The sequence below is a fragment of the Galbitalea soli genome (assembly GCF_010686725.1).
Classification (GTDB): domain Bacteria; phylum Actinomycetota; class Actinomycetes; order Actinomycetales; family Microbacteriaceae; genus Galbitalea; species Galbitalea soli.
Window position 1 is genome coordinate 835,912 of sequence record NZ_JAAGWZ010000002.1, and the last position, 22,943, is coordinate 858,854.

The 22,943-nt window shown below is 67.7% G+C and carries 20 protein-coding genes and 1 tRNA gene; 15 read left to right on the forward strand and 6 right to left on the reverse strand.

The window, feature by feature from the left end; genetic code table 11:
* Positions 1 to 6: 6 nt before the first annotated feature.
* Both G3T37_RS10145 and G3T37_RS10150 read left to right on the forward strand, forming a co-directional pair.
* The gene (locus G3T37_RS10145; protein ID WP_163473603.1) at positions 7 to 1,212 is read left to right on the forward strand and encodes an acyltransferase family protein; all 1,206 of its coding nucleotides are present in this window, start codon (positions 7 to 9) and stop codon (positions 1,210 to 1,212) included.
* Between the two features lie 128 nt (positions 1,213 to 1,340).
* The gene (locus G3T37_RS10150) at positions 1,341 to 4,508 is read left to right on the forward strand and encodes a glycosyltransferase (RefSeq protein WP_163473605.1); all 3,168 of its coding nucleotides are present in this window, start codon (positions 1,341 to 1,343) and stop codon (positions 4,506 to 4,508) included.
* Between the two features lie 2 nt (positions 4,509 to 4,510).
* Here the strand turns inward: G3T37_RS10150 and G3T37_RS10155 are convergent, their stop codons facing one another.
* On the reverse strand, positions 4,511 to 5,254 hold the full coding sequence (locus G3T37_RS10155) for an ATP-binding cassette domain-containing protein (RefSeq protein WP_163473607.1): 744 nt from the start codon (positions 5,252 to 5,254) through the stop codon (positions 4,511 to 4,513).
* A complete protein-coding gene (locus G3T37_RS10160; protein WP_163473609.1) occupies positions 5,251 to 6,069 on the reverse strand; it encodes an ABC transporter permease in 819 nt (272 codons plus the stop codon). Before G3T37_RS10160 ends, G3T37_RS10155 begins: the two co-directional genes overlap by 4 nt.
* A gap of 270 nt (positions 6,070 to 6,339) precedes the next feature.
* Here G3T37_RS10160 and G3T37_RS10165 point away from each other — a divergent pair, with 270 nt between their 5' ends.
* The gene (locus G3T37_RS10165; RefSeq protein ID WP_163473611.1) at positions 6,340 to 6,735 is read left to right on the forward strand and encodes a hypothetical protein; all 396 of its coding nucleotides are present in this window, start codon (positions 6,340 to 6,342) and stop codon (positions 6,733 to 6,735) included.
* A 91-nt stretch (positions 6,736 to 6,826) separates the two neighbouring features.
* Positions 6,827 to 9,763 (forward strand): glycosyltransferase, encoded by a 2,937-nt coding sequence (locus tag G3T37_RS10170; RefSeq protein ID WP_163473612.1) that lies wholly within the window; start codon positions 6,827 to 6,829, stop codon positions 9,761 to 9,763.
* On the opposite strand, the gene G3T37_RS10175 is transcribed toward G3T37_RS10170, so the two are convergent.
* Both G3T37_RS10175 and G3T37_RS10180 read right to left on the reverse strand, forming a co-directional pair.
* Positions 9,760 to 10,632, reverse strand: a complete 873-nt coding sequence (locus G3T37_RS10175) for a DsbA family protein (RefSeq protein WP_163473614.1) — start codon at positions 10,630 to 10,632, stop codon at positions 9,760 to 9,762. The two genes, G3T37_RS10170 and G3T37_RS10175, sit on opposite strands and share 4 nt — an antisense overlap.
* A 124-nt stretch (positions 10,633 to 10,756) precedes the next feature.
* Complete coding sequence (locus tag G3T37_RS10180) at positions 10,757 to 11,356, reverse strand: vitamin K epoxide reductase family protein (RefSeq protein ID WP_163473616.1); 600 nt, start codon at positions 11,354 to 11,356, stop codon at positions 10,757 to 10,759.
* Between the two features lie 381 nt (positions 11,357 to 11,737).
* Between G3T37_RS10180 and G3T37_RS10185 the strand changes: the two genes are divergently transcribed.
* Positions 11,738 to 14,308, forward strand: a complete 2,571-nt coding sequence (locus tag G3T37_RS10185) for a ribonuclease E/G (protein ID WP_163473618.1) — start codon at positions 11,738 to 11,740, stop codon at positions 14,306 to 14,308.
* Positions 14,309 to 14,413: 105 nt separating this feature from the next.
* On the opposite strand, the gene G3T37_RS10190 is transcribed toward G3T37_RS10185, so the two are convergent.
* Positions 14,414 to 14,686, reverse strand: a complete 273-nt coding sequence (locus tag G3T37_RS10190) for a DUF4031 domain-containing protein (RefSeq protein ID WP_163473620.1) — start codon at positions 14,684 to 14,686, stop codon at positions 14,414 to 14,416.
* Positions 14,687 to 14,898: 212 nt separating this feature from the next.
* Between G3T37_RS10190 and rplU the strand changes: the two genes are divergently transcribed.
* The 9 genes from rplU (at position 14,899) to rsfS (ending at position 22,168) form a co-directional block, all read left to right on the forward strand.
* Positions 14,899 to 15,207 (forward strand): 50S ribosomal protein L21, encoded by a 309-nt coding sequence (gene rplU, locus G3T37_RS10195; RefSeq protein ID WP_163473622.1) that lies wholly within the window; start codon positions 14,899 to 14,901, stop codon positions 15,205 to 15,207.
* Between the two features lie 20 nt (positions 15,208 to 15,227).
* Positions 15,228 to 15,479 carry a 50S ribosomal protein L27 gene (gene rpmA, locus G3T37_RS10200; RefSeq protein WP_163473623.1) on the forward strand — a complete coding sequence of 84 codons (252 nt, stop codon included), beginning with the start codon at positions 15,228 to 15,230 and terminating at the stop codon, positions 15,477 to 15,479.
* 101 nt (positions 15,480 to 15,580) lie between these two features.
* Complete coding sequence (gene obgE / locus G3T37_RS10205; protein ID WP_163473625.1) at positions 15,581 to 17,128, forward strand: GTPase ObgE; 1,548 nt, start codon at positions 15,581 to 15,583, stop codon at positions 17,126 to 17,128.
* The gene (gene proB, locus G3T37_RS10210; protein ID WP_163473627.1) at positions 17,121 to 17,915 is read left to right on the forward strand and encodes a glutamate 5-kinase; all 795 of its coding nucleotides are present in this window, start codon (positions 17,121 to 17,123) and stop codon (positions 17,913 to 17,915) included. Before obgE ends, proB begins: the two co-directional genes overlap by 8 nt.
* A gap of 26 nt (positions 17,916 to 17,941) precedes the next feature.
* The gene (locus G3T37_RS10215; protein ID WP_163473629.1) at positions 17,942 to 19,213 is read left to right on the forward strand and encodes a glutamate-5-semialdehyde dehydrogenase; all 1,272 of its coding nucleotides are present in this window, start codon (positions 17,942 to 17,944) and stop codon (positions 19,211 to 19,213) included.
* Positions 19,214 to 19,241: 28 nt separating this feature from the next.
* The gene (locus tag G3T37_RS10220) at positions 19,242 to 19,445 is read left to right on the forward strand and encodes a hypothetical protein (protein WP_163473631.1); all 204 of its coding nucleotides are present in this window, start codon (positions 19,242 to 19,244) and stop codon (positions 19,443 to 19,445) included.
* Positions 19,446 to 19,457: 12 nt separating this feature from the next.
* Positions 19,458 to 20,075, forward strand: a complete 618-nt coding sequence (nadD, locus tag G3T37_RS10225; RefSeq protein ID WP_163473633.1) for a nicotinate-nucleotide adenylyltransferase — start codon at positions 19,458 to 19,460, stop codon at positions 20,073 to 20,075.
* Entirely contained in the window at positions 20,072 to 21,751 is a 1,680-nt protein-coding gene (locus G3T37_RS10230) for a hypothetical protein (protein WP_163473635.1), read from the forward strand. Before nadD ends, G3T37_RS10230 begins: the two co-directional genes overlap by 4 nt.
* Positions 21,752 to 21,772: 21 nt before the next feature.
* On the forward strand, positions 21,773 to 22,168 hold the full coding sequence (rsfS, locus tag G3T37_RS10235; protein WP_163473636.1) for a ribosome silencing factor: 396 nt from the start codon (positions 21,773 to 21,775) through the stop codon (positions 22,166 to 22,168).
* Here the strand turns inward: rsfS and G3T37_RS10240 are convergent.
* Entirely contained in the window at positions 22,131 to 22,691 is a 561-nt protein-coding gene (locus tag G3T37_RS10240) for an antibiotic biosynthesis monooxygenase (protein ID WP_163473638.1), read from the reverse strand. The genes rsfS and G3T37_RS10240 overlap by 38 nt on opposite strands.
* 48 nt (positions 22,692 to 22,739) lie before the next feature.
* Here G3T37_RS10240 and G3T37_RS10245 point away from each other — a divergent pair.
* Positions 22,740 to 22,813, forward strand: a tRNA-Ala gene (locus G3T37_RS10245).
* Positions 22,814 to 22,943: the final 130 nt, after the last annotated feature.

Sequence of the window (22,943 nt, forward strand, 5' to 3'; positions counted from 1 at the left end):
CTCCCCGTGTCGTCGTCGACAGTCGCGTCCACCACGGGCGCCCCGCTCACCCTCAAGGAGGGACTGCGGGGTCGAACGAATTCCTTCGGCTTCCTGCGGCTCACCATGGCCGCGCTGGTGATCTATTCGCACGCCTGGATCGTGGGGGGATGGGGAGACGACCCGATCGGTCGCGCGACACGGGTGCAGGAGAGCTTCGGCGGGCTCGCCGTCGTCGGTTTCTTCACGATCAGCGGCTACCTCGTCGCGAAGAGCGCCGATCAGAACGACATTCTGCAGTTCCTGTGGCACCGGGTGCTTCGAATCTTTCCAGGATTCTGGACCGTGCTCATCGTCTCGGCGCTCGTCGTCGGGCCGTTCGTGTGGCATCTGCGCGGCATCCTCCCGTTCTGGGACTACTTCACTCAGACCGGGCAGGGCCCCTTCACATACATCACGCACAATCTCGACCTGGTGATGCGCCAGACCGAGATCGGTCACCTGTTCTCGCCGAGTGTGCCCGGCTTCGCGGGGCGCAGCCACGTCGACTCGGTGAACGCCTCGCTGTGGACGCTCGTCTACGAGTGGCGGTGCTACCTGTTCCTCGCCGTTCTCTGCGTGTTCGGAGTGGTCAAGCGACTTCGCATCGCCATCGTCGCGATCGCGGCCGTTCTGGCACTCGCTCTGCTGTCGGGTGCGTTTCCGGCGGGGTCCAGTTCGAACCTGCTCCCCTTCATGGACGCCAAGTTCGTGAAGCTCGCGTACGCCTTCGCCTGCGGCTCCGCGCTCTACGCCTACTCCGACCGACTGACCCTCGAGCGCCGGTACGGCGTGCTCGCCTGGGTCGCCGTGATCGCGACCCTGCTCGGCGGGGGCTGGCTGGTCATCGGGATTCCCGCCTTCGCCTACGCGCTCATGTGGACCTCCGCGGCTCTCCCCGGCGTCTTTCGCACGATCAATGCCAAGAACGACTACTCCTACGGCGTGTACGTCTACGGATTCGTCGTTCAACAGACGACGGTCGCACTGGGCTGGAACTCCTGGGGGCTCGTTCCGTGGTTGCTGGCCTGCCTTGCGATCACCGGGGGATGCGCGTGGCTCAGTTGGCACATCGTCGAGAAGAACGCGATGAAGCTGCGGCACTGGGGACCTGGTCGCGGTCTTGACCACTGGCGAGGGCGCGTGGCGGGGTGGGTGCGCCGCTCGACGAGCGCGCCTCCGCTCGCCCGCTGAGCGCGATGCCCGCGTCGGCGGCTCGCTCCACAGCTTCGCCGTCGACCCGCCTGCGATAATGAGGTTCACCATGCGACTTTCCGGCACTCTCCACCACGCCCCTGCCCGTGACCATTGCGTGGCGATCGATGCGTGAGCCGCGGTCCGGGGAACTCCGACGGGGGTTCCGACGCCATGAGTCCGTCGACCCGATCACCCTCGTCAATCAGCTGAAGACCGCGCCAGACCTCGTGATCGTCGTCCCCGTCCACAACGGGGGCGAGATCGTTCTCGACTGCCTGCGGGCGCTGGAGCGGCACAGCGGCCGCCGTCGGATCGTCGTCATCGACGACCACTCGACCGACGAGTGGACGCTGGGGATGCTCGACGGGATTCGGAGCGAGGGCCGGATCGAGGTCATCCGCAACGAGGTGAACCTCGGCTACACCCGGACCGCGAACAAGGCGACGCAGCTCGATCCCGCCGCCGACGTCGTACTCGTGAACAGTGACGCCATCGTCGGGCCGCTGTGGGTCGAACGTCTTCGCTGGACCGCGTACTCGATGAACGGCGTCGCCGCCGTTTCGGCGTTCTCCGACTATGCCGGCGGCTTCGCGCTGCCCGAGCGCGGAATCAAGAACGATTGGCCCGAGCACCTGGGGTGGGCAAATGTCGCACGGTTCATCGCGCAGGAGTCGCGCAACTGGGCGCTCGAGGCGCCCACCGCGCACGGCTTCTGCATGTACATCCGTCGCGCCGCCTTGGACGCCGTCGGCCTGTTCGACGAGGAATCGTTCCCGCGCGGCTACGGCGAAGAGAACGAGTGGAGCATGCGGGCCATCTCGGCCGGATTCACCACCGTCGGGGCTCCCCACGTCTTCGTGCAGCACGCGCAGGGCGCGTCATTCGGCGACTCCCGCACCGAACTGATCGCGAACGCTCGCGCCATCGTCGACGAGTTGCACCCCTCGTACTCGCCGTTCGTGGGGCAGTGGTTCTCCTCGAAGCAGTACGCGACGGTGAGCGCCGACAGTGCCCGGATGCGGAGCATCCTCGGTACCGATCCCGTGCGGCCGCGCACTCTGTACGTTCTCCACGACGCGAACGGCGGCACGCCGGAGACCAACCGCGATCTCATGAACGGGTTGGCGCATCTCCAAGACAGCTTCCTGCTCATGGCGCGGCGCAACATGATTCGACTCGTGCACTGGGACAACGGGCACGCGATCGAGATCGCGCGCTGGATGCCCGCGTCGCCGTTCATCCTCACGGACACCTGGCGCGACGATTACGCAGCGCTCGTCACCGAGATCATCGTGAAGTACGCGATCGAGGTGGTGCACGTGCGGCACCTCATCGATCAGCCACTCACGACGGTTCCGGAAGTGTGCCGGATGCTCGGCGTTCCGATGATCCTCTCCACACACGACTTCTACTACATCTGTCCGAGCGTGCATCTCCTCGACCAGAACGCGCACTTCTGCGGTGGGGTGTGCACGCCCGGCGAGGGGCCGTGCACCCTCCCCACGGAGTTCGTGCGCGGCGCACCCACGCTCAAACACGACTGGATCAACGAGTGGCGCAGGCGGTCGTCGACCGTCCTCGATGCGGCCACCCGCGTCATCGCGACTACTCGCAGCGCGGCCTCCATCTACAACGCGAACTATCCGCGATATGCCGACAAGATGACCTTGATCGAGCACGGACGCGATCTGGCCGGCAACTGGTCGACCCTCAGGAAGGGCCGCGAGCGGCGACCCGGCCCCGTTCGAGTGGCGTGCGCGGCGAACTGGGCGCTGCACAAGGGCACCGAGTACATCGCCCGAATCGTCGCCGCCACACAGGGACAGGTCGAGTGGCACATCCTCGGCCAGGGATCCGACTTCCTCGGTGAGGCGGCGGTCGACCACGGCACCTATCATCGCGAAAGCTTCCGCGACGTGATGGACACGATCGATCCCGACTTCATGGGCCTGTTCTCGATCTGGCCCGAGACCTACTCCCACACGCTCACCGAGGCGTGGGCGCTCGGAATCCCGGTGCTCGCGACCGACCTCGGCGCCGTCGCCGACCGTGTGCGCGACTTCGGCGGCGGGATCCTCTTCGACGTGGAGAACCCGGAGTCGGTGGCCGCGTATCTTCTCGACGAGGCGGCCAAGCTCACTGAAGGACCGCTCGATCACATCGACGTTCCCCGCCACTCCATCAAGTCACGCCTCACGATGGCGGAGGACTACGCGCTCCTATTCGAACGGGTTCGCGAACCGATCACCAAGCCCGTCATCGGCTACGTGGTGAAGGGAGCGGGCGGTCGACACACGGGCTCGACGCACGTGCGGATGATCCGTCGAGTGCTGAGCGCCGAGGCGTCCAGCGTGCACTTCAAGGCGATCAACACCTCCGACTTCGTGAGTGGCCGGGATTCCACCGAGTACACCTCGATCGTGATTCAACGTGATGCCATGGACGCCACGCTCGTCGACGAATTCATCGCGGTGACCGCGGCGCGCGGCCTGCCGTACTTCGTCGAGATGGACGACGACCTCATCTCCGAGTCCTCCGTGCGCCGCCTCGTGAAGATGGGGTACGAGGAGGCTGCGCTCGCCGCCTTGACGCGCCTGCTCAGGAGCGCCTCCGGGCTGAGTGTGAGCACGCCGGAACTCGCCCGTCGTCTCTCCGAGTTCCAGAGCAAGATCGTCATCGTTCCCAACGAACTCGATGACGCGCTATGGACGGATTCGCGGCCCGTGAGCGCCGTCGAACCGCCCAAGACCAAGGCGATTCATGTCTTGTACATGGGCTCGGTGACCCACACCGACGATCTCAAACTTCTCGAGCCGGTCTTCCAACGGCTGAAGGCGTCAGACGGCCGAAAGATCGTTCTCGACCTCGTCGGAGTGACGACGGACACGGTCGAGGGGATGAATCGTGTCGCCATTCCGGCCGGCAGTACCCAGTACCCGAACTTCGTCGATTGGCTTCGTGCGAACGGCGGGCGTTGGACTCTCGGTGTCGCGCCGCTCGTCGAGGAGGAGTTCAATGGCGCCAAGAGCGACCTCAAATTCCTCGAGTACACCGCCATCGGATTGCCCACGATTGCGTCTGATGTGGGCCCCTATCGGGGTCTCGACCAGTACGGAGCGGTGCTCACCGAGAACTCCGTCGAGGCATGGCGCACCGCGATTCGTGAGCTCGTCGACAATCCCGTGACCGCGCGCGAGCATCTGGAGCAGTCGGCCGATTACCTCGTGCGCGAGCGCACCTTCTCCTCCGGAATCGGCATGACCGTGTGGCTCCGGCAGTTGCTGGGAGGCTGAGCTCAGGCCTCGCTCGCGATGGCCGCTTCGTAATCACTGATGACCGTCGCCGCGTCGCCGATCGTCACGAGCTTGCCTTGGTCGATCCACGCGGCCTGATCGCACATCTCCTCGAGCGTTCCCATCGAGTGCGTGACCAGAACGATGGTCTTGCCCTGATTCTTCAATTCCTGGAACTTGTTCGCGCACTTGGCTTTGAAGGCCGCGTCACCGACCGCGAGCACCTCGTCGACGATGAGAACGTCCGGGTCGACGTTGATCGCGACAGAGAATCCGAGACGCACGTACATGCCTGAGGAGTAGTTCTTCACGGGCTGATCGATGAATTTGCGCACGCCCGAGAAGTCGACGATCTCGTCGAAGCGGCGGGTGACTTCTTTCTTCGACATGCCGAGGATCGACCCGTTGAGGTAGATGTTCTCGCGCCCCGTCAACTCCGGGTGGAAGCCGGACCCCACCTCGAGCAGGGATGCGACGGTGCCGCGCGCCGTGATGCTGCCGCGGTCGGGGTACAGGATGCGCGAGAGGACCTTGAGCAGCGTCGATTTGCCGCTTCCATTGCGACCGACCAGCCCGAAGGTCGACCCCGTCGGAACCTCGAAGGAGATTCCGTTCAGAGCCCAGAAGTCTTCGTATCTCGCCTTTCGGCGTCGCATGAAGGCGGCCTTGAGCGAGTCGTTCCGCTCGCTGTACAGACGGAATTTGAGAGCGACATCGTCGACGACGACCGCTGGCTCGTTACTCACAGAAGAACTACCAATCTCTTCTCACCGCGGCGGAAGATGATGAAACCCAGGACGAAGGAGAGAACGGCCCAGCCGATGCACCACAAGACGTCGTAGATGTCGGGCCAGGTGTTGTCGTACATCAGGTACCGGAACACGTTGACGAAGTGCTCCATCGGGTTGAGCCGGAAGAGGTTGTAGATCCACTGACCGTGGGTGACGGCGGCGTCCTTCACGAGCGACAGCGGATACACGATCGGGGTGAGATACATCCACATCTGGAGCGCGATGCTCATGAAGTGGCTCGTGTCGCGGAAGTGCACGGTGAAGATGGCGAGCGCCATTGCGATACCGGTGGCGAAGAGGGCCAGGAGCACCATGAACACCAGAATGAGCGGCAGCCACGGAAGGACCATGCCGCCGCACAGCAGGATGATGAACGACAAGAGCCCCATCTCGATGAGCCAGGTGTAGCCGGTCGAACCGGTGACCGCGAAGGGCAGGTTCATCCGCGGGAAGTAGACCTTCTTGACCAAACTCGCGTTCGAGGTGATCGACGACAGGCCGTGATTGACGACGCGAGTGAAGAAGAGCCAGGGCAGCAGACCGCACATGAGCCACACCGGATAGATGTTGAGGCCGCTCGGGTGCCCGACCTCGATGCGTGCCTTGAAGATCAACGAGAAGACGATCGTGTAGATCAACATGGTCGCCAGCGGGTTGATCAACGACCACACCTGACCGAAAAACGTTCGTCGGTACTTGCCCTTCACCTCCCGCATCACGAGATTGCTCAGGAGCTCTCGCGACGCGAACAGCTCTTGTAGATAGGTCACGGTCGTGGTTCTCCAAGCTCACTATGGATCGGGCGGGGCAAGACGGGAGTGCCGCAATAGAGCCTCGTCGAGTTTATCCCGCGGGCGCGCGCCGGGCTGGCAGTTCGCCGTGCAGCGGCAGAAGACTGAATTCTAGCGCGACGCCCCCGCGTCCGCGGGAGGGGGCGCTCCCGCTGGCATACTGGTTTCACCTGCGATCCCGCTGCCGGAGTCACTCCCGACCCGCGCATCACCCGGTGGGGGCAGAGCACTGAAGGGCATGGGTGAATCGTGGCATCTATCAAGTCGGCAGAGTTGGCGGCAGAGGTCGAGACGCTTCGGGATGAACTTCGCAAGAGCCAGGCGCTCGCCGAGGAGTATCGGATGATCGCGAAGGAGCGGTCTGAGGAGATCACCCGGCTCGTGAAGGCACTCAAATCCGCCCCCAAGGCCGGCGCACCCAAGCCAACGCCCGCCCGCCCCGCGCTTCCGCCCGCGCCGGTGAGCGCCGCGATGACGACCATGCTGGGTTCTCCCGCGAGCTCGCAGGAGTTGGAGCAACTGCGCAAGCTGTCCCAGCGCAAGGCCGTGCGGATCGTCGTCTCCATCCTCACGCCGATCGAGAAGCCCTATCAGACGCTCAAGGGCGGCATGCGAAGGGCTCTCCGCAAGGGACCGCGTGCGTAGCGCTGGCACAGGGTTCCTTCAACTCCGGTTCGCCAGTCGCTCTGAGGTCGACGCCGCAGAGCTGATCGATCGGCTGCGGGACGCGCCGGGCGTGACCGTCGTGGTCCCGGTGTTCAATGGCGGCGACGTGGTCGAGCGATGCCTGCTGTCGGTCGTGAATCACAGCCGCGACGCTCGGATCGTCGCACTCGACGATGCCAGCACCGATCCGGCGACCCGCGCGATGCTCGATCGTCTGGCCGGGGAGGGCGTGATCGAGCTGCTCCGAAATCCGGAGAATCTGGGATACACGCGCACGGTCAATCGTGCGATCCAGATCAGCGGCCGCGACGATCTCGTCCTGTTGAACAGCGACACGGTCGTCGGGCCGCTCTGGCTGCAGCGACTGCGGTGGACCGCGTACTCGCTCAACGGCGTCTCGGCCGTCTCCGGGTTCTCGAACAGCGCCGGGGCGCTCTCGCTCCCCGAGCGCTCGCGGCCCAATGACTGGCCGGAGCACGTGCCCTGGACGGACATCGCGCGATTCATGGGCCAGCGAGCGGATGTCTTCTCGCTGGAGGCCCCGACGCCGCATGGATTCTGCATGTTCCTCCGCCGCGAGGCGCTCGACGCGTTGGGCGACTTCGACGAATTCTCCTTCCCGCGTGGGTACGGGGAAGAGAACGACTGGGGGATGCGCGCGGTCGAAGCGGGTTTCGTCAACCTTGTGACTCCACGGGTGTTCGTTCGGCACGAGCAGGGCGCCTCGTTCGGCGCGGACCGTGCTCGACTCATCGATGTGGCGCGCGGAGTGCTCGACGAGCTCCACCCGTCCTTCCAGGCTCTCGCCTCCGAGTGGGTGCAGTCCGATGAGTTCCAGCACATCCGTTCGCAGAGCGTCGTGCTGCGTGACGAGGTCGCGGGCGCGCGGGTCGTGCCGCGCAGTCTCTACGTCGTCCACTCGAGCGCGGGCGGAACACCGGAGACGAACAACGATCTGATGCAGGCGCTCGAGGGTGTGCAGGACGCGTTCGTCCTCCTCGTGCACGAGGAGGTCGTCGCCTTCTATGCGGTGGAGTCGGGTCGCTATCGGGCCCTGAGTGACTGGCGCCCCGAGCGGCGATTCCTGCTGACCGACGCCTGGCGGTCCGACTACGCCGCAGTGGTCGCCCAATTCCTGGTCGACGAATCGATCGAGCTGGTGCACGTGCGCCACCTCGTGCGCCAGCCCCTCACGACCATCCCGGAGGTCTGCCGCCTCCTGGGCATCCCCATGATTCTCTCGACGCACGATTTCTACTACATCTGCCCCACCATTCACCTGCTCGACAACCACGGCACCTACTGCGGCGGAGTGTGCACGCCAGGGGAGGGCGTGTGCGACCTGCCCATGCACTTCCTCAAGGGTGCGCCCACCCTCAAACACCAGTGGATCGAGGAGTGGAAGCGGCGGTCGAGCAGCGTGCTCGAGAGCGCGGCGCACGTGATCGCGACGACACGAAGTGCCGCGTCGATCTACGCGGCCAACTATCCCCGGCACGCGGACCGGCTCATCACGGTGGAGCACGGCCGGGACTGGGGCGCGGGCTGGAGCCGACTCCGAGCCGAGGGCGCGCGGCGACCGGGGCCCCTGCGCGTCGCCTGTCCGGCGATGTGGTCGTATCCCAAGGGCACCGAGTACCTCCGAGAGATCGTCGAACTCACGGGTGGGCGAGTCGAATTCCACGTGCTCGGCAACAATTCGCACTTCCTGGCCGACGCCGCGGTGGATCACGGGCGTTACGAGCGATCCGAACTGCGAGATGTTCTTGCGGAGATCGATCCAGACTTCATCGGGCTCTTCTCGGTGTGGCCGGAGACCTATTCGCACACCCTCAGCGAGGCGTGGCGGCTCGGCGTGCCCGTGGTCGCCACCGACCTGGGAGCCGTCGCCGATCGGATCACCGAGTTCGGCGGTGGGCGGCTGTTCCCGGTCGACGACCCGGGTGCGGCGGCCGAATTCCTGCTCGCCATGGCCGATGCGCAGCGTGAGGGCGAGGGCGTCTCGATCGAGGTGCCGCGACACGCGGTGCGTTCCATCGTCGCGATGGCGGAGGACTACTCCCAGCTCTACGACTCGACGCGGGAGCGCATCCCGAAGCCCGTCGTGGGCTATCTCGTCGCGAGCGAGCCGCTCCCGAGTCGGCTTCAGCGTCGTCTGCACAGCCCGCAACTCACGGGGGTCCACTTCCGCCGGGTGAGCGGATGGGACTTCGCGGACGGGTTGGACAAAACCGACTACCGCTCGATCGTCGTCCCGCCGGCTGCGCTCACGACGGAGATTCTGTCCGCTGTGCTGGACCGAGCGGCAGAGCGGGGCATCCCCGTCATTCTGGACGCCGGTGCGGAGACGCGGTGGGCCGAGTCGACGGCGTCGGTGTCGCTCGCGCGTCGGTGTGTCGTGGTCAGCTCGGGATCGGAGCAGGCGTCCACGCTCGCGACTGCGGGAATCGACGCGGTCGTCATCGGCGACGACATCGATCCCCGCGAGTGGGCCCGGTTCCCCTCAACCTCGCGCCGCGAGCGAGCGGGCAAGCGACGCGGCGCGCGGGTCGTCCTCCTCGGATCCTCGGTCGACCCCACCGAGGACCAGTACCTCGCGCGGGTCTTCGATGGGCTCCGCAGCGGCGACGGAGAGCGGATCATCCTCGATCGGATGGTGCAGGATGACGCGCCGGAGACCGCCCTCTGGTCGCGCCGCAGGCGCTGGTCAGCCGCGATCCTGAGCGCGGCGTCGACACCGGTGGACTTCTTTGCGGCCACGGCAGCGGGGCTCCCCGTTGTCCAGCTCGGCGGCGCCGATACCGCTCTCGCCACCCCACCGCTCGGTCTGTCGACCGATATCGACGACGCCCGTCGGCTCATCGTCTCCCTGATCGATGATTCGTCGAGACGGCACGACATGGTGACGACCGCGCGCGCCGCGCTGCGAGATCACAGCGCGGCGTTCGGCGCCGCATCTCGGAGCTGGGGCGAGCTCGTCCTGTCGCCCCGGAGCGCCGGGAGCTAGCTCTTCGGTGTCTGCGCGGCGACGAAGGCCGCGAAGGTCGCCGCATCCGTGAGCGAGCCGGGGTATTGCTTGCCGCTGACGATCACGGTGGGGGTTCCGCTCACCTTGGCGACCGAGGAGTTGGGCAGCGGACCCGCGAGGGCGCGCGCCGTCGCCGCGGTCACCCATGACTTGTAGGTCTCGTCGTTGATGCAGGTGGAGAGCGCGTCGCCCGTCGCCCCCGCGCCGTTGATGATCGAGATGATCTTCTGATTGCTGAGGCCCGTCGTGCCCTCCGCCGGTTGATTGGCGAACAGCGCCTTGTTGACCGCGAGGAAGGCGTTCGGGTCGAGCGCGGCCACGCAGGCGGCGGCGTTCGCCGCGCGCGAGGAGTAGCGCGTGCCCTGCGAGCTCTGGTCGAGGATCGCGATGGGGTGGATCTCGAGCGTCGCGGTGCCGTTCGCGACCATCTGCGCGATCTGGTCCTGGTTGGTGGTCTCGAACTCGTTGCAGTAGGGGCACTGGTAGTCGATGTACTCGACGATGTTGGCCGTCTTGCTGTACTTCGATGCGTCGGTCGCGACCGGCTGTGCCTTGGGCTTGATCGCGGCCGTGGTCACGGCGGTCGTCGCCCCGGCGCTGCCTGTGAGCAGGATGCCATCGCTGAGCATGTTCGCGGGACCGGACGCGGTCGTCACGAGCGGGCGATTCGAGTTCACGATCACGACGGCGACGATCGCGATGATCGCGATCACCGCCAGGCCGATGCCGCCCTGCAGGAAGAAGCGGTTGCGGCGCTGACGCGCCTTCTCCTTCTCGCGGAGCAGGCGAGCCTGCTCCCGTGCGTGCTCTCGTCGCTGGTTCTTGCTCTGGCGCTCAGGTACAGACATCCGCCCTCATCCGGTTGATTGCTTCGATTGTAACGATCGGCAAAGTAGGGGAGCGCGCCGAGCGATTGACAAGGCGGAGGTGTGGATCGGCTGTGAATCGACAGGGATTCGCCGATCATCCCGCCTAGAGGAACGAGAGCAGATTCAGCCGGAGCTGCGCGATGATCGCCACGATGAGGTAGCAGCCGAGGCTGATGAGCGGCACCCAGCTGCGCGCGGCGGCGAAGAACGCGCGGGCGCGGGGCGGGCTGGGGATCACGCCGGTGCCCAGATTGTGCAGGGTGACGGCGAAGAACATCGGAATCGTCACCGTCCAGACGATCATGCACCAGGGGCAGAGCGTGCCGAGGATGAAGATGCTCACCGAGATCAGCCAGATCACGAAGCCGAGGGCGAAGGCCACGCCGAGATTGAAGGCGATCCAGTACCAGCGGGCGAAGCGGGCACCGGCGAGAAGACCCGCACCGACGGCGATCGGCGCGATGAAGCCGGCCAGCCCGATGATGGGATTGGGAAAGCCGAACGCCGAGCCCTGAGCCGAGGCCAGATTCTTGCCGCACTGCACGATGACGCTGAAATTGCAGTTGAGCGACGACGACGGGTGCTCGAGCGTCTGGAACTTGTCGAGCGTGAGGGCGAAGGCGGCGATCCACCCGATCGCACCGGCCACGATGAGGAAGATCGCCAGGGCCAGCGGCCGCTTCTGCGGGAGGGTGTCGGTCACCCTCGGATTATTGCATGGCCGAAATGACGGCTTCCCGGCAATGCATGCGATAATTTCACATAGTCAGCCGAGCCGCGCTCGCACTGGCGCCAAAGAAGGCTTCCCGGGCATGAAACCGGGCCATCGAACCGGCGGGGTGTTGAGAGACACCGGGTGTCGTAAGACACAGGGTGTTGAGAGACACCGGGACCGCTGGGATGTCGGATAGCCAGTTCCGAACCGAGAAACATACATGGGCACCGAATGCCTCCGCTCCCGACGAGCGGGGGAACACGGATTGCAGACATGAAGGATTAGCAGCGCATTCGCCTCGCGAAGAGCGCTCGAGAGAGTACCCGGTGGGCGGCGCGGTTGCCCATACGGTCAAGGAGTACACCAGCAATGGTGAATACAAACGAAGACAGCAACACCCCCTCAGAAGCACCGAAGAAGCGCTCGCGACTGTTCGGCGGACGCCGATCGGCCGCCGATCACGTCAACGCGAACCAGACCGCTCCCGGCCTCGCGGCCGACGGTGGCGCTCCGGTCGCGGCCCCGGCTGACACTCAGGCCGCTGACACTCAGGCCGGCGACAGTCAGGCGGCCGGCATAAGCGCCCCGGCGGCAACGTCCGCCGCCGAGACCACAGTCCCCGCCGACAAGCCGGCCGCCCGCACCCGGGCGCCGCGCAAGACCGCGGCGGCAGCGACCACTGCGGACGCGACCACCGCCGGCTTCTCCGCCGCCGCCGAGTCGTCCGCCGGCGAGGCCCCGGCTCCCGAGGCGAGCGCCGAGCCGGCACCGCCGACGACGCGCCGCAAGCCGCCGCTTCCCACGACCTCGCTGCTGTTCCAGGCGCCCGACCTGCCGACCATGGTGCCGCCGCGCGCCCCGGCCCGCGGTCAGGACGATGCCGAACCCCAGCCGAACTCCGGTGACGAGCAGGGCACGCCCCGTCGTCGTTCGCGTCGCCGCCCGGGCGAGGAACTGCGCGAGGGCGACACCGCCCCCGGCGTCGTCGTCAAGGTGCGCCAGCCGCGGCAGGCACCCGAACCCATCACCGAGCCGCAGCGTGTGAAGGGCTCCACCCGTCTCGAGGCGAAGAAGCAGCGCCGTCGCGACGGCCGCGACGCGGGACGCCGCCGCCCGGTGGTCACCGAGGCGGAGTTCCTGGCCCGCCGCGAGAGCGTCGACCGCGTCATGGTCGTGCGCTCCGGCAACGGGCGCATCCAGATCGGCGTGCTCGAAGACGGTGTGCTCGTCGAGCACTACGTGGCGAAGGCCGCCGAGGCGAGCCTCATCGGCAACGTCTACCTCGGGCGGGTGCAGAACGTGCTCCCCAGCATGGAGGCGGCATTCGTCGACATCGGTCGCGGCCGCAACGCGGTGCTCTACTCCGGCGAGGTCGACTGGGATGCCGCGGCCGCCGAGAGTTCATCGAGCAACCAGCCCCGGCGCATCGAGCTCGCGCTCAAGCCCGGCGACCGCGTGCTCGTGCAGGTCACGAAAGACCCGGTCGGGCACAAGGGCGCGCGGCTCACGAGCCAGGTCAGCCTGCCGGGCCGTTACCTCGTCTACGTGCCCAACGGCTCCATGAACGGCATCAGCCGGAAACTCCCCGACACCGAGCGCGCCCGGCTGAAGGCGATCCTCAAGCAGGTGCTTCCCGAGAACGTGGGCGTCATCGTGCGCACGGCGTCGGAGGGAGCGACCGAGGAGCAGCTGACGCTCGACGTCAACCGCCTCACGGCGCAGTGGGCCGAGATCAGCCGACTCGTCGAGACCTCGCAGGCGCCCGTGCTCCTGCACAGCGAGCCCGACCTGCTGGTCAAGATCGTCCGCGATGTCTTCAACGAGGACTTCCAGAAGCTCGTGATCGCCGGCGATGACGCGCAGGCGACCATCGAGACCTACCTCCGCTCCGTGGCGCCCGATCTTCTCGACCGCGTCGAGAAGTACGAGGGTCAGGGCGACGCCTTCGACGCCTACCGCATCAGCGAACAGATCGAGAAGGCGCTCGACCGCAAGGTGTGGCTGCCCTCCGGCGGTTCGCTCGTGATCGACCGCACCGAGGCGATGACCGTCGTCGACGTCAACACCGGCAAGTTCGTCGGCTCGGGCGGCAACCTCGAGGAGACGGTCACCAAGAACAACCTGGAGGCCGCCGAGGAGATCGTGCGCCAGCTCCGGCTGCGCGACATCGGCGGCATCATCGTGGTCGACTTCATCGACATGGTGCTCGAGTCCAACCGCGACCTCGTGCTGCGCCGTCTCGTCGAGTGCCTCAGCCGCGACCGCACCAAGCACCAGGTCGCCGAGGTCACCAGCCTCGGTCTCGTGCAGATGACGCGCAAGAAGCTCGGGCTCGGGCTGATCGAGTCGTTCAGCGAGCCCTGCGAGCACTGTGCGGGTCGGGGCATCATCATCCACCACGACCCGGTCACGCGTCACCGCCAGACCCCGCAGCAGCAGCCGGAGGGCTCGGGCAATGGTCGCCGCGGTCGCGGTGGCCGCGGTTCGGGCGGCCAGGGCTCGGCCCCCACCGCGCCGCGCAGCAGTCAGGCGCCCGCGAACGGAGCGAACGGCACCCACGCGATCACCGAGGACGTGCGCCACGCGCTCGCGCAGATCGCCGCGAGCACGGTGCACACCGACCACGCCGCCGAACCGGTGGCGCAGACCCCCGTCGTGAGCGCGTCGGAGGCACCGGCGGCGCCCAGCCCGGCAGTCGACGAGCCGAAGGCCGCCGCCGAGGCCGCCGTCGCCATTCTCGACATCCCCGTGCCGGTCGTCGCGCCGCAGCGCCAGCAGCGCCGCATCAGCACGAAGGATGCGGAGCAGATCCTCGACTCCGTGCTCGACGCGCTGCCAGAGCCGAAGCAGCCGGGCCAGGGGCGTTCGCGCACCTCGCGCCGGGCGTCCAGCACCGGCGGCGGAATCGTGACGACCGAGTCGGGCGCCGCCGACAGTTGACGCCGTCGCCCGGGTTCCCGCTCCGGCGGTGAGCCCGGGGCCGCGAGGCCCCGGGGGCCGCTACGGCCCGGGGGCCGCTACAGCCCGGGGGCTGCGGGGCCCGGTTCAGAGGCCGCGCTTCTCGCGCTGGGTGACGCGGAGCCCGCTCGCCCGCAGGCGCTCGACCATCTGGCGCACCGTCACGGGTTCGGCACCGAGCGCCACGAGATCGTTCCACAGGTGGGCGGGTACGTCGTAGTGGTCGTGGTCGAAGCTTCGGTGGGGGAGCCCCGCCGCGCGGGCGAAGCTGTGCAGTTCATCCAGCGAGCTGTCGCTCACCAGGTGACCCCAGACCGTGTCGTGCGCCGGCCACATGGGCTCATCGATCAGCACCGTCATGGCCCGATTGTAGGTCGAGGTCTGCGCGGTCGGGGGTGGTCGGCGGCTGCCGGTACGATTGAGGCGAGGATGATCATCCCGTCCCTCCGGCTGCGTTTGACCGAAGCGCCGCCGAACACGTAGTATTGACCCTTGGTGTGTGCTGGGCCGAGCCCGCGTTCAACGCCAAGAGCTTAGTTCTACGAGTCAATCTTCCTAACAAAGGGTTTCAAGTGGTTTACGCAGTTGTGCGCGCCGGTGGTCGGCAGGAAAAGGTAGAGGTCGGCACGATTGTCGTCCTCGACCGCATCAAGGCCGATGACAACGGCAACATCCAGCTCGCGCCGGTGCTGCTCGTCGACGGTGACACGGTCACCCACGATGCCAAGGCGCTCGCCAAGGTCACCGTGACGGCCGAGGTCGTCGGAGATCTCCGCGGCCCGAAGATCGTCATCCAGAAGTTCAAGAACAAGACCGGGTACAAGAAGCGCCAGGGCCACCGCCAGGAGCTCACCCGCGTCAAGATCACCAGCATCAAGTAGTCGCAAGGAGTCGATAGCAGATGGCACACAAAAAGGGCGCAAGCTCCACCCGCAACGGCCGTGACTCCAACGCCCAGTACCTGGGCGTGAAGCGCTACGGCGGCCAGGTCGTCAAGTCGGGCGAGATCCTCGTCCGCCAGCGCGGCACCCACTTCCACCCCGGCGCCAACGTCGGCCGTGGCGGCGACGACACCCTGTTCGCCCTCGCCGCTGGTGCGGTCGAGTTCGGCGCGAAGGGCGGCCGCAAGGTCGTCAACATCGTCACCGACTAGTTTTCAGCACCACCAGCAGAGGCGAGCTTCGGCTCGCTTTTGTTGTTTGTGGCGGAGCGCGAGACCGCGCATCCGACGATCAGAGAGAAGGAGCAATCGCCATGGCAACGTTTGTTGACCAGGTGACCCTGCACCTTCGCGCGGGTCACGGAGGAAACGGCTGCGTCTCGGTACGCCGCGAGAAGTTCAAGCCCCTCGCCGGCCCCGACGGCGGCAACGGCGGCAACGGCGGCGACATCGTCCTCGTGAGCGACCCGCAGGTGACCACCCTCCTCGGCTACCACCGCGCCCCGCATCGCAGCTCGGCCAACGGCGGACCGGGCATGGGCGACCACCGTGCCGGCGCGCACGGCGAGACTCTCGAGCTGCCCGTGCCCGTGGGCACCGTCGTTCACGACGCCGACGGGTCGGTGCTCATCGACCTCGACTCGCCGGGCATGCGCTACGTCGTCGCCCCGGCCGGCATGGGCGGACTCGGCAACGCCGCGCTCGCGACCACGAAGCGCAAGGCGCCCGGTTTCGCGCTGCTCGGCACCGAGGGCTGGGAGGGCGACATCGTCCTCGAGCTCAAGACGGTCGCCGATGTGGCCTTCGTCGGCTATCCCTCCGCGGGCAAGTCGAGCCTCATCGCCGCGGTCTCGGCGGCGAAGCCCAAGATCGCCGACTACCCCTTCACCACCCTGCACCCCAACCTCGGGGTGGTTCAGGCCGGCGAGGTGCGGTTCACCGTCGCCGATGTTCCGGGCCTCATCGAGGGGGCGAGCGAGGGCAAGGGGCTCGGCCTCGAGTTCCTTCGTCACGTCGAGCGCTGCACGGCGCTGCTGCACGTGCTCGACTGCGCGACACTCGAACCGGGTCGCGATCCCATCAGCGATCTGGACGTGATCCTCGCGGAGCTCGCCGCCTACCCGGTCCCGGATGGCCAGCTCCCGCTGCTCGACCGCCCCCAGCTCATCGCCCTCAACAAGATCGACGTGCCCGAGGCGCGCGAGCTCGCCGAGTTCGTGCGACCGGAGCTCGAGGCGCGCGGCTACCGGGTGTTCGAGATCTCCGCGGTCTCCCGCGAGGGTCTGCGCGAGCTCAGCTACGCGCTCGCCGAGCTGGTCGAGGCCGACCGCGCGGTGAAGGCGCTCACGCCCGCGGCGCCGCGCATCGTCCTGCGGCCCCGCGGAGTCAGCGAGAACGCCTTCGAGATCAAGGTCGAGGGCGGCACCTACGGCAACGTCTACCGCATCCTGGGCACGAAGCCGGAGCGCTGGATCCAGCAGACCGACTTCACCAACGAGGAGGCCGTCGGATTCCTCGCCGACCGGCTCGCGAAGATCGGCATCGAAGACCAGTTGTTCAAGGCGGGTGCCGTGGCGGGATCCACCGTCATCATCGGTCCGGGCGATGGCATGGTCTTCGACTGGGAGCCGACCCTCACCTCCACCGCCGAGCTCATGACCGCGCCTCGCGGGACCGACCCGCGCCTGCTCCAGAACGACCGTCCCACGCACGGCACCCGACGCCAGACCTACCTCGAGCGGATGGACGCGAAGGCGGCCGCCCGCGCCGAGCTCGAGGCCGAGCGCAAGGCGGGGCTCTGGCGCGACGACGAGGGCTTCGCCATCCAGAAGGCCGGTGACGAGGAGGCGAGCGATGACTGACGCCGTGCTCTCGCGCGAGGGGCTCGCCACCGCGAAGCGCATCGTCGTCAAGGTCGGCTCGTCGTCCATCAGCGGGGCGAACGCCGCGCAGATCGGGCCGCTGGTCGACGCTCTCGCGGCGGCGCACGCGCGGGGGGCGGAGGTCATCCTCGTGTCGTCGGGGGCGATCGCGACCGGCATGCCGTTCCTTCAGCTGGATGCCCGACCCACCGACCTCGCCACGCAGCAGGCCGCCGCTGCCGTGGGCCAGAACATCCTGATCTACCGCTACCAGGAGAGCCTCCGCCGGTACTCCATCGTCGCCGGCCAAGTGCTCCTGACCGCGGGCGACATGGAGACCCCCTCGCATCGCAGCAACGCGCAGCGGGCCATGGAGCGGCTGCTCGGGCTGCGGATCCTGCCCATCGTCAACGAGAACGACACGGTCGCGACCCACGAGATCCGCTTCGGCGACAACGACCGGCTGGCGGCGCTCGTCGCGGAGCTGGTCGCCGCCGACGCGCTCGTGCTGCTCTCCGACGTCGACGCGCTCTACACGCGGCCGCCGCACGAGCCGGGGGCCGTGCGCATCGACCACGTCGGTTTCGACGACGACCTGCTGGGTGTCACGTTCGGCGACATCGGGGCTGCGGGCGTCGGTACCGGGGGAGCGGGCACGAAGGTCGCGGCGGCCAAGCACGCCGCCGCCGCCGGAACGCCCGTGCTGCTCACCTCTGCGGCGAAGGTGGCGGATGCCCTGACCGGGCTCCCCGTCGGCACCTGGTTCGACGCCGCGCCCCGCGGCTGAGCGGCGCGCCGTTCTACACTTGCCGCATGGCTGTTGAGACCGCGCTGATCGCCCCTTCCTTCACCGACAAGCTCGACGCGTCGCGCGTCGCGTCGCGGGTGCTCGCCCAGGCGACCACCGCGCAGAAGAACCGCGCGCTCGAGGCGATCGGCGACGCGGTCATCGCGGGGGCCGAGCGCATCCTTGCCGCGAACGAGCTCGATCTCGCGAACGCGCGGGAGAACGGACTCAGCGCGGGAATGCAGGACCGGCTGCGCCTCGACGTCGGCCGGCTGGAGGGTCTGCGCGCGGCCGTGCGCCAGATCGCCACGCTCACCGACCCGGTGGGCCAGACGATTCGCGGTTCGGTGCTGCCGAATGGCTTGAACGTGACCCAGGTCCGCGTGCCCTTCGGCGTCGTCGGCGCGATCTACGAGGCCCGCCCCAACGTGACCATCGATATCGCCGCGCTGGCGCTCAAGAGCGGCAACGCCGTCGTGCTGCGCGGCGGTTCGGCCGCCGAGAACACCAACCGCGTGCTCGTGGAGCTGCTGCAGGCCGCGATTGCGGGCGAGGGCGTGCCCGCCGAGGCGATCCAGACCATCGACGAGTTCGGTCGGGAGGGCGCACGCCAGCTGATGCAGGCCCGCGGGCAGGTCGACGTGCTCATTCCGCGGGGCAGCGCCGACCTCATCAACACGGTCGTGACCGAGTCGCGGGTTCCCGTGATCGAGACCGGCGCCGGCGTCGTACACATCTACCTCGATGAGTCCGCGGACACGCAGACGGCCATCGAGATCGTCAGCAACGCGAAGGTGCAGCGTCCCAGCGTCTGCAACGCGCTCGAGACGCTCCTCGTGCACTCGGCCGCGGCGGAGCGACTGCTGCCGCCGGTACTGGGGCGGCTTCGGGAGCAGGGGGTGGTCATCCACGCGGATGACCGCACGAGCGCCCTCGTCTCCGACACCGTTCCCGCCACCGAGGAGGACTGGTCGACCGAGCACATGTCGCTCGACCTCTCGGTGCGAGTGGTGGACGACCTCGACGCCGCGCTCGAGCACATCCAGCGCTACTCCACCCACCACACGGAGTCGATCCTCACGAACGACCTCGCCCGGGCGGAGCGGTTCCTGGCCGAGGTGGATTCCGCCGTCGTCATGGTCAACGCCTCCACCCGGTTCACCGACGGGGGCGAGTTCGGTTTCGGCGCGGAGGTCGGCATCTCGACCCAGAAGCTGCATGCCCGTGGCCCCATGGGCCTCCCCGAGCTCACGAGCACGAAGTGGATTGTGCGCGGCTCGGGCCAGGTGCGCGGCTAGAATTTCAGTAGTTCTGAACGGAGACTCCATGCACCTGCTGGCCACCATCCTTGTCGCCGCCGAGGCGAAGGCCCCGCTGCTCATGCCGCCCATCGCGTTCGCGGGGATCGCGTTCGCCGTGTTCCTCGCCCTCGGGGTGGTCACCTGGAGCTACCGCGATGTGGCGCACCGCCACCAGGACAAGTTTCAGGGTGGCGTGAACGACCACCAGCACACCGGCGCCGGCCACTAAGAGCCGCACCGCATGCCCGACAGCGCACTCGACGCGCAGGCGACCCGCCGAGCGCGCGTGGGCGTGATGGGCGGCACCTTCGACCCCATCCACAACGGCCACCTCGTGGCTGCCAGCGAGGTGCAGCAGAAGTTCGACCTCGACGAGGTCATCTTCGTCCCCACGGGCCAGCCCTGGATGAAGCCCAAGGTCACCGATGGCGAGCATCGCTACCTGATGACGGTCATCGCCACGGCGGCCAATCCGCGCTTCACCGTGAGCCGGGTCGACATCGATCGCACCGGCCCCACCTACACGATCGACACCCTGAGGGATCTCCGGCGGCAGCGCCCCGATGCCGACCTGTTCTTCATCTCGGGCGCCGACGCGATCGCCCAGATCCTGGAGTGGAAGGACGTCGCGGAGCTCTGGTCGCTCGCCCATTTCGTCGCCGTCTCGCGTCCGGGACACGACCTCGCCATTAGCGCATTGCCGGAGCAGGGCGTAAGCTCGCTAGAAGTCCCCGCGCTGGCGATATCCTCAACGGATTGTCGGAACAGGGTGAGCCGGGGATTTCCCGTCTGGTATTTGGTTCCCGATGGTGTCGTTCAGTACATCTCCAAGCACCACTTGTATCGGAGTATTGCATGACCACATTCCAAGATCCGCCGCCGCATTCGCGTCGCGCGGTTCGACAGAGTGAGCGAGGCGAGACGCCCGTTCAGCCGGAAGTCGACCCCAATCCGTACACCTTCGAGCCGTCAGCGGCAGCCGGGACGGATGCCCAGGGCGGTGTCTCCGGCGAGTCCGAGGCCCTGCGTCCCCGCGTGAGCGGTCGTCGCGCCCAGTTGCCGAGCACCGACGCCGGCCACGAACCCCTCACCTACGTGACGCAGGGTCGACCCCAGATCCCCAGCTACGACGGACCGTCCTTCCGCAACCGCCCGCTCGCGGCCGAAGACACGGTTCCGCCTCCCGGCTACGGCCAGGCGCCCGGCACCGCTCCCGATTCGCCCGCTCCTTCGGGTGCCGCTGCGGCTTCCTCCGCGGAGCAGCCCGGCTACCGCGTCCGCGATTTCAGCCCGGAGGGGCGTCGCGCCGCGATCAACCGCGAGCAGTTCCGCGGGGTGACCTCCGATGCCGCGCGCGCGGATGCCGCATCCGAGCTCGATTACCACACGATCGGTGCCCCGTCGGTGGCGCCCGCCACCGGCAGCCCGACGATCGGTCAGCCGCCCGCCGGCTACCAGGGCGGCACGGGTTCACTGGCCGCGGCTCCGCCGCCCAGCTTCACCCCCGCGATCGGCGCCGCTCAGACGCGGACCGCCATCGAGTCCGGCTTCCCGGGCGACGACGAGTTCTCCAATCACACCCTCACCCGGCGCGAACTGCGCGAGCTGCGCGCGGCCCGTGAGGCGCAGGCGGCCGCGGCCGCGGCTCAGGCGCGACCGGAGCCCATCGACACCCTGCTCCACTCCGGACCCATCAAGCTGCCGACGCTCGCGCCCCCTGTCGGCGAGTCGCAGGCGCTGCAGGCCGCGATGGCCGAATTCGACAGTCTCGCTCGTGCTCGTCGCGACGCCGAGAACGCGACTCCCGCAGCGCCCGCCGCCCCCGTCATGCCGACCCCGACCGTCGCCGCGGCGCCGATCGCGGCACCGCTCTGGGGACCGCCCACTTCCGCACCCGTGGCGCCCGCCGCCGCGACGCCCGCACCCGTGGTCGCGCCGATTCCTCTCGTTCCGCCCACGCCCGCTGCGCCCGCGCAGTCGTTCGCGCCACCGGCACCCGCACCGGCACCCGCGCCCGCTCCCGCCTCGGTGGATCCCGTCTTCATCGAGCCGACGTCCGCCTCCCGCACCACGGGGCACTGGTCGATGCAGGCCGAGCAGGCCGACGACTCGGTGTTCGAAGACACGATCAGCCGCAGCGTCGGCGCGGCCGGCCCGATCACGACGAGCTCGCTCGTCCTGCCCTCGGTGCCCGACGCGGGTGACATCCTGGCCGCGCCGTTCACGTCGACCGGCGAGATCCTGGTCACCGGTTCCATCGACCTGCCACGCAGTCTCGGGGCCACCGGGGCGCACCCGCACCGGGTCGACAACTCCGACTACGAGGACGACCCCGACGACACCCAGGTGACGTCGACGGACTCGGCCCCCGTCCGCGCGATCCGCGCGATCAGCACCCACACGTCGACCCGCGGCGTGATCGACAGCAAGAAGCCGCGCAGCAATCGCCCCCTGACGATCATGATCGTCGCCGCCGGGGTCCTCGGCCTCGCGGTCGTCGGTCTCCTCGTCGTCATCGCGATCCACGGCTTCTGACCCACCACTACTAAGGACCACGTGACTGCAACTCCCCGCGCCATCGAGCTCATGACGATCGCGGCCGCCGCTGCGGATTCGAAGGGTGGCGAGGACCTCGTCGCGCTGGACGTGTCAGGGCCCCTGCCGCTGACCGACGTGTTCCTGCTCGTCACCGGGCGCAACGAGCGCAACGTGGTCGCCATCGCCGGCGAGATCGAAGACAAGATGATCGAGGCCGGCGCCAAGCCGCTCCGTCGGGAGGGCCGGCAGGATGGCCGCTGGACGCTGCTCGATTTCGGCGACGTCGTCGTGCACGTCTTCCACGAGGAGGACCGCATGTACTACTCGCTGGAGCGGCTCTGGAAGGACTGCCCCGCCATCCCCATCCAGCTGCCGGTCAGCGGCGCAGCAGCCAGGGGCGCAACGCCCGCGTGACGAGCGGCAGCGCGAAGTAGGTCATGATCGGCGTCAGCACGACGACCGAGATCAGCACGCGAAGCCAGATCGGGATTCCCGACGCCACGGGACTCAGCGCGTAGTTCGCCGCCACGCTCAGCGGATAGAAGACGATGAAGATCGACACCATCTGCTTCCAGCGCGGGGGAGCCGGGTTCTGCGAGGCGATGACCTCCACCGAGGACGGCACATCGAACCAGCCCTCGATCCCCGTGCGCAGCTGGTAGTCGCCGTGCTCCACCAGTCCGTGACCGGTCGACACCCACCACGCCCGCTCGGGTGACTTCTCCCACACGGCCAGGCTGTCGGCGTCGGCGAAGCGGAACAGCATGTGCCACTCCGGTGACGAGGGATCGGGCCGGATCCAGCCGGATCCGAGGTACCCGGGGAAGCTGCTGATCAGGTCCTGCCCGGAGCGCGCCCACGCGGCGGCCTCGCGGGCACGCTCGGGCGAGACGGTTCGCGTGACTGCGACGGTGATCGGAGAGACGGTGTCAGCCATACCTCCAGTCTGTAGTAAACTTTTTGAGTTGCCTCACGGCGACGACCGGGGTCCATGGCGCAGCCCGGTAGCGCACCTGCATGGCATGCAGGGGGTCAGGGGTTCGAATCCCCTTGGATCCACAGTGTCCTGTCTCGGGACATAGGAAACCGTTGAACCCCTGGGTTCAGCGGTTTTCTTTGTTTTGGGGTTGGTAGTCCTTGGTGGGGTCGAGGGTGAGTTCGCGGATCAGTTCGCCGGTGGTGGCGTTGA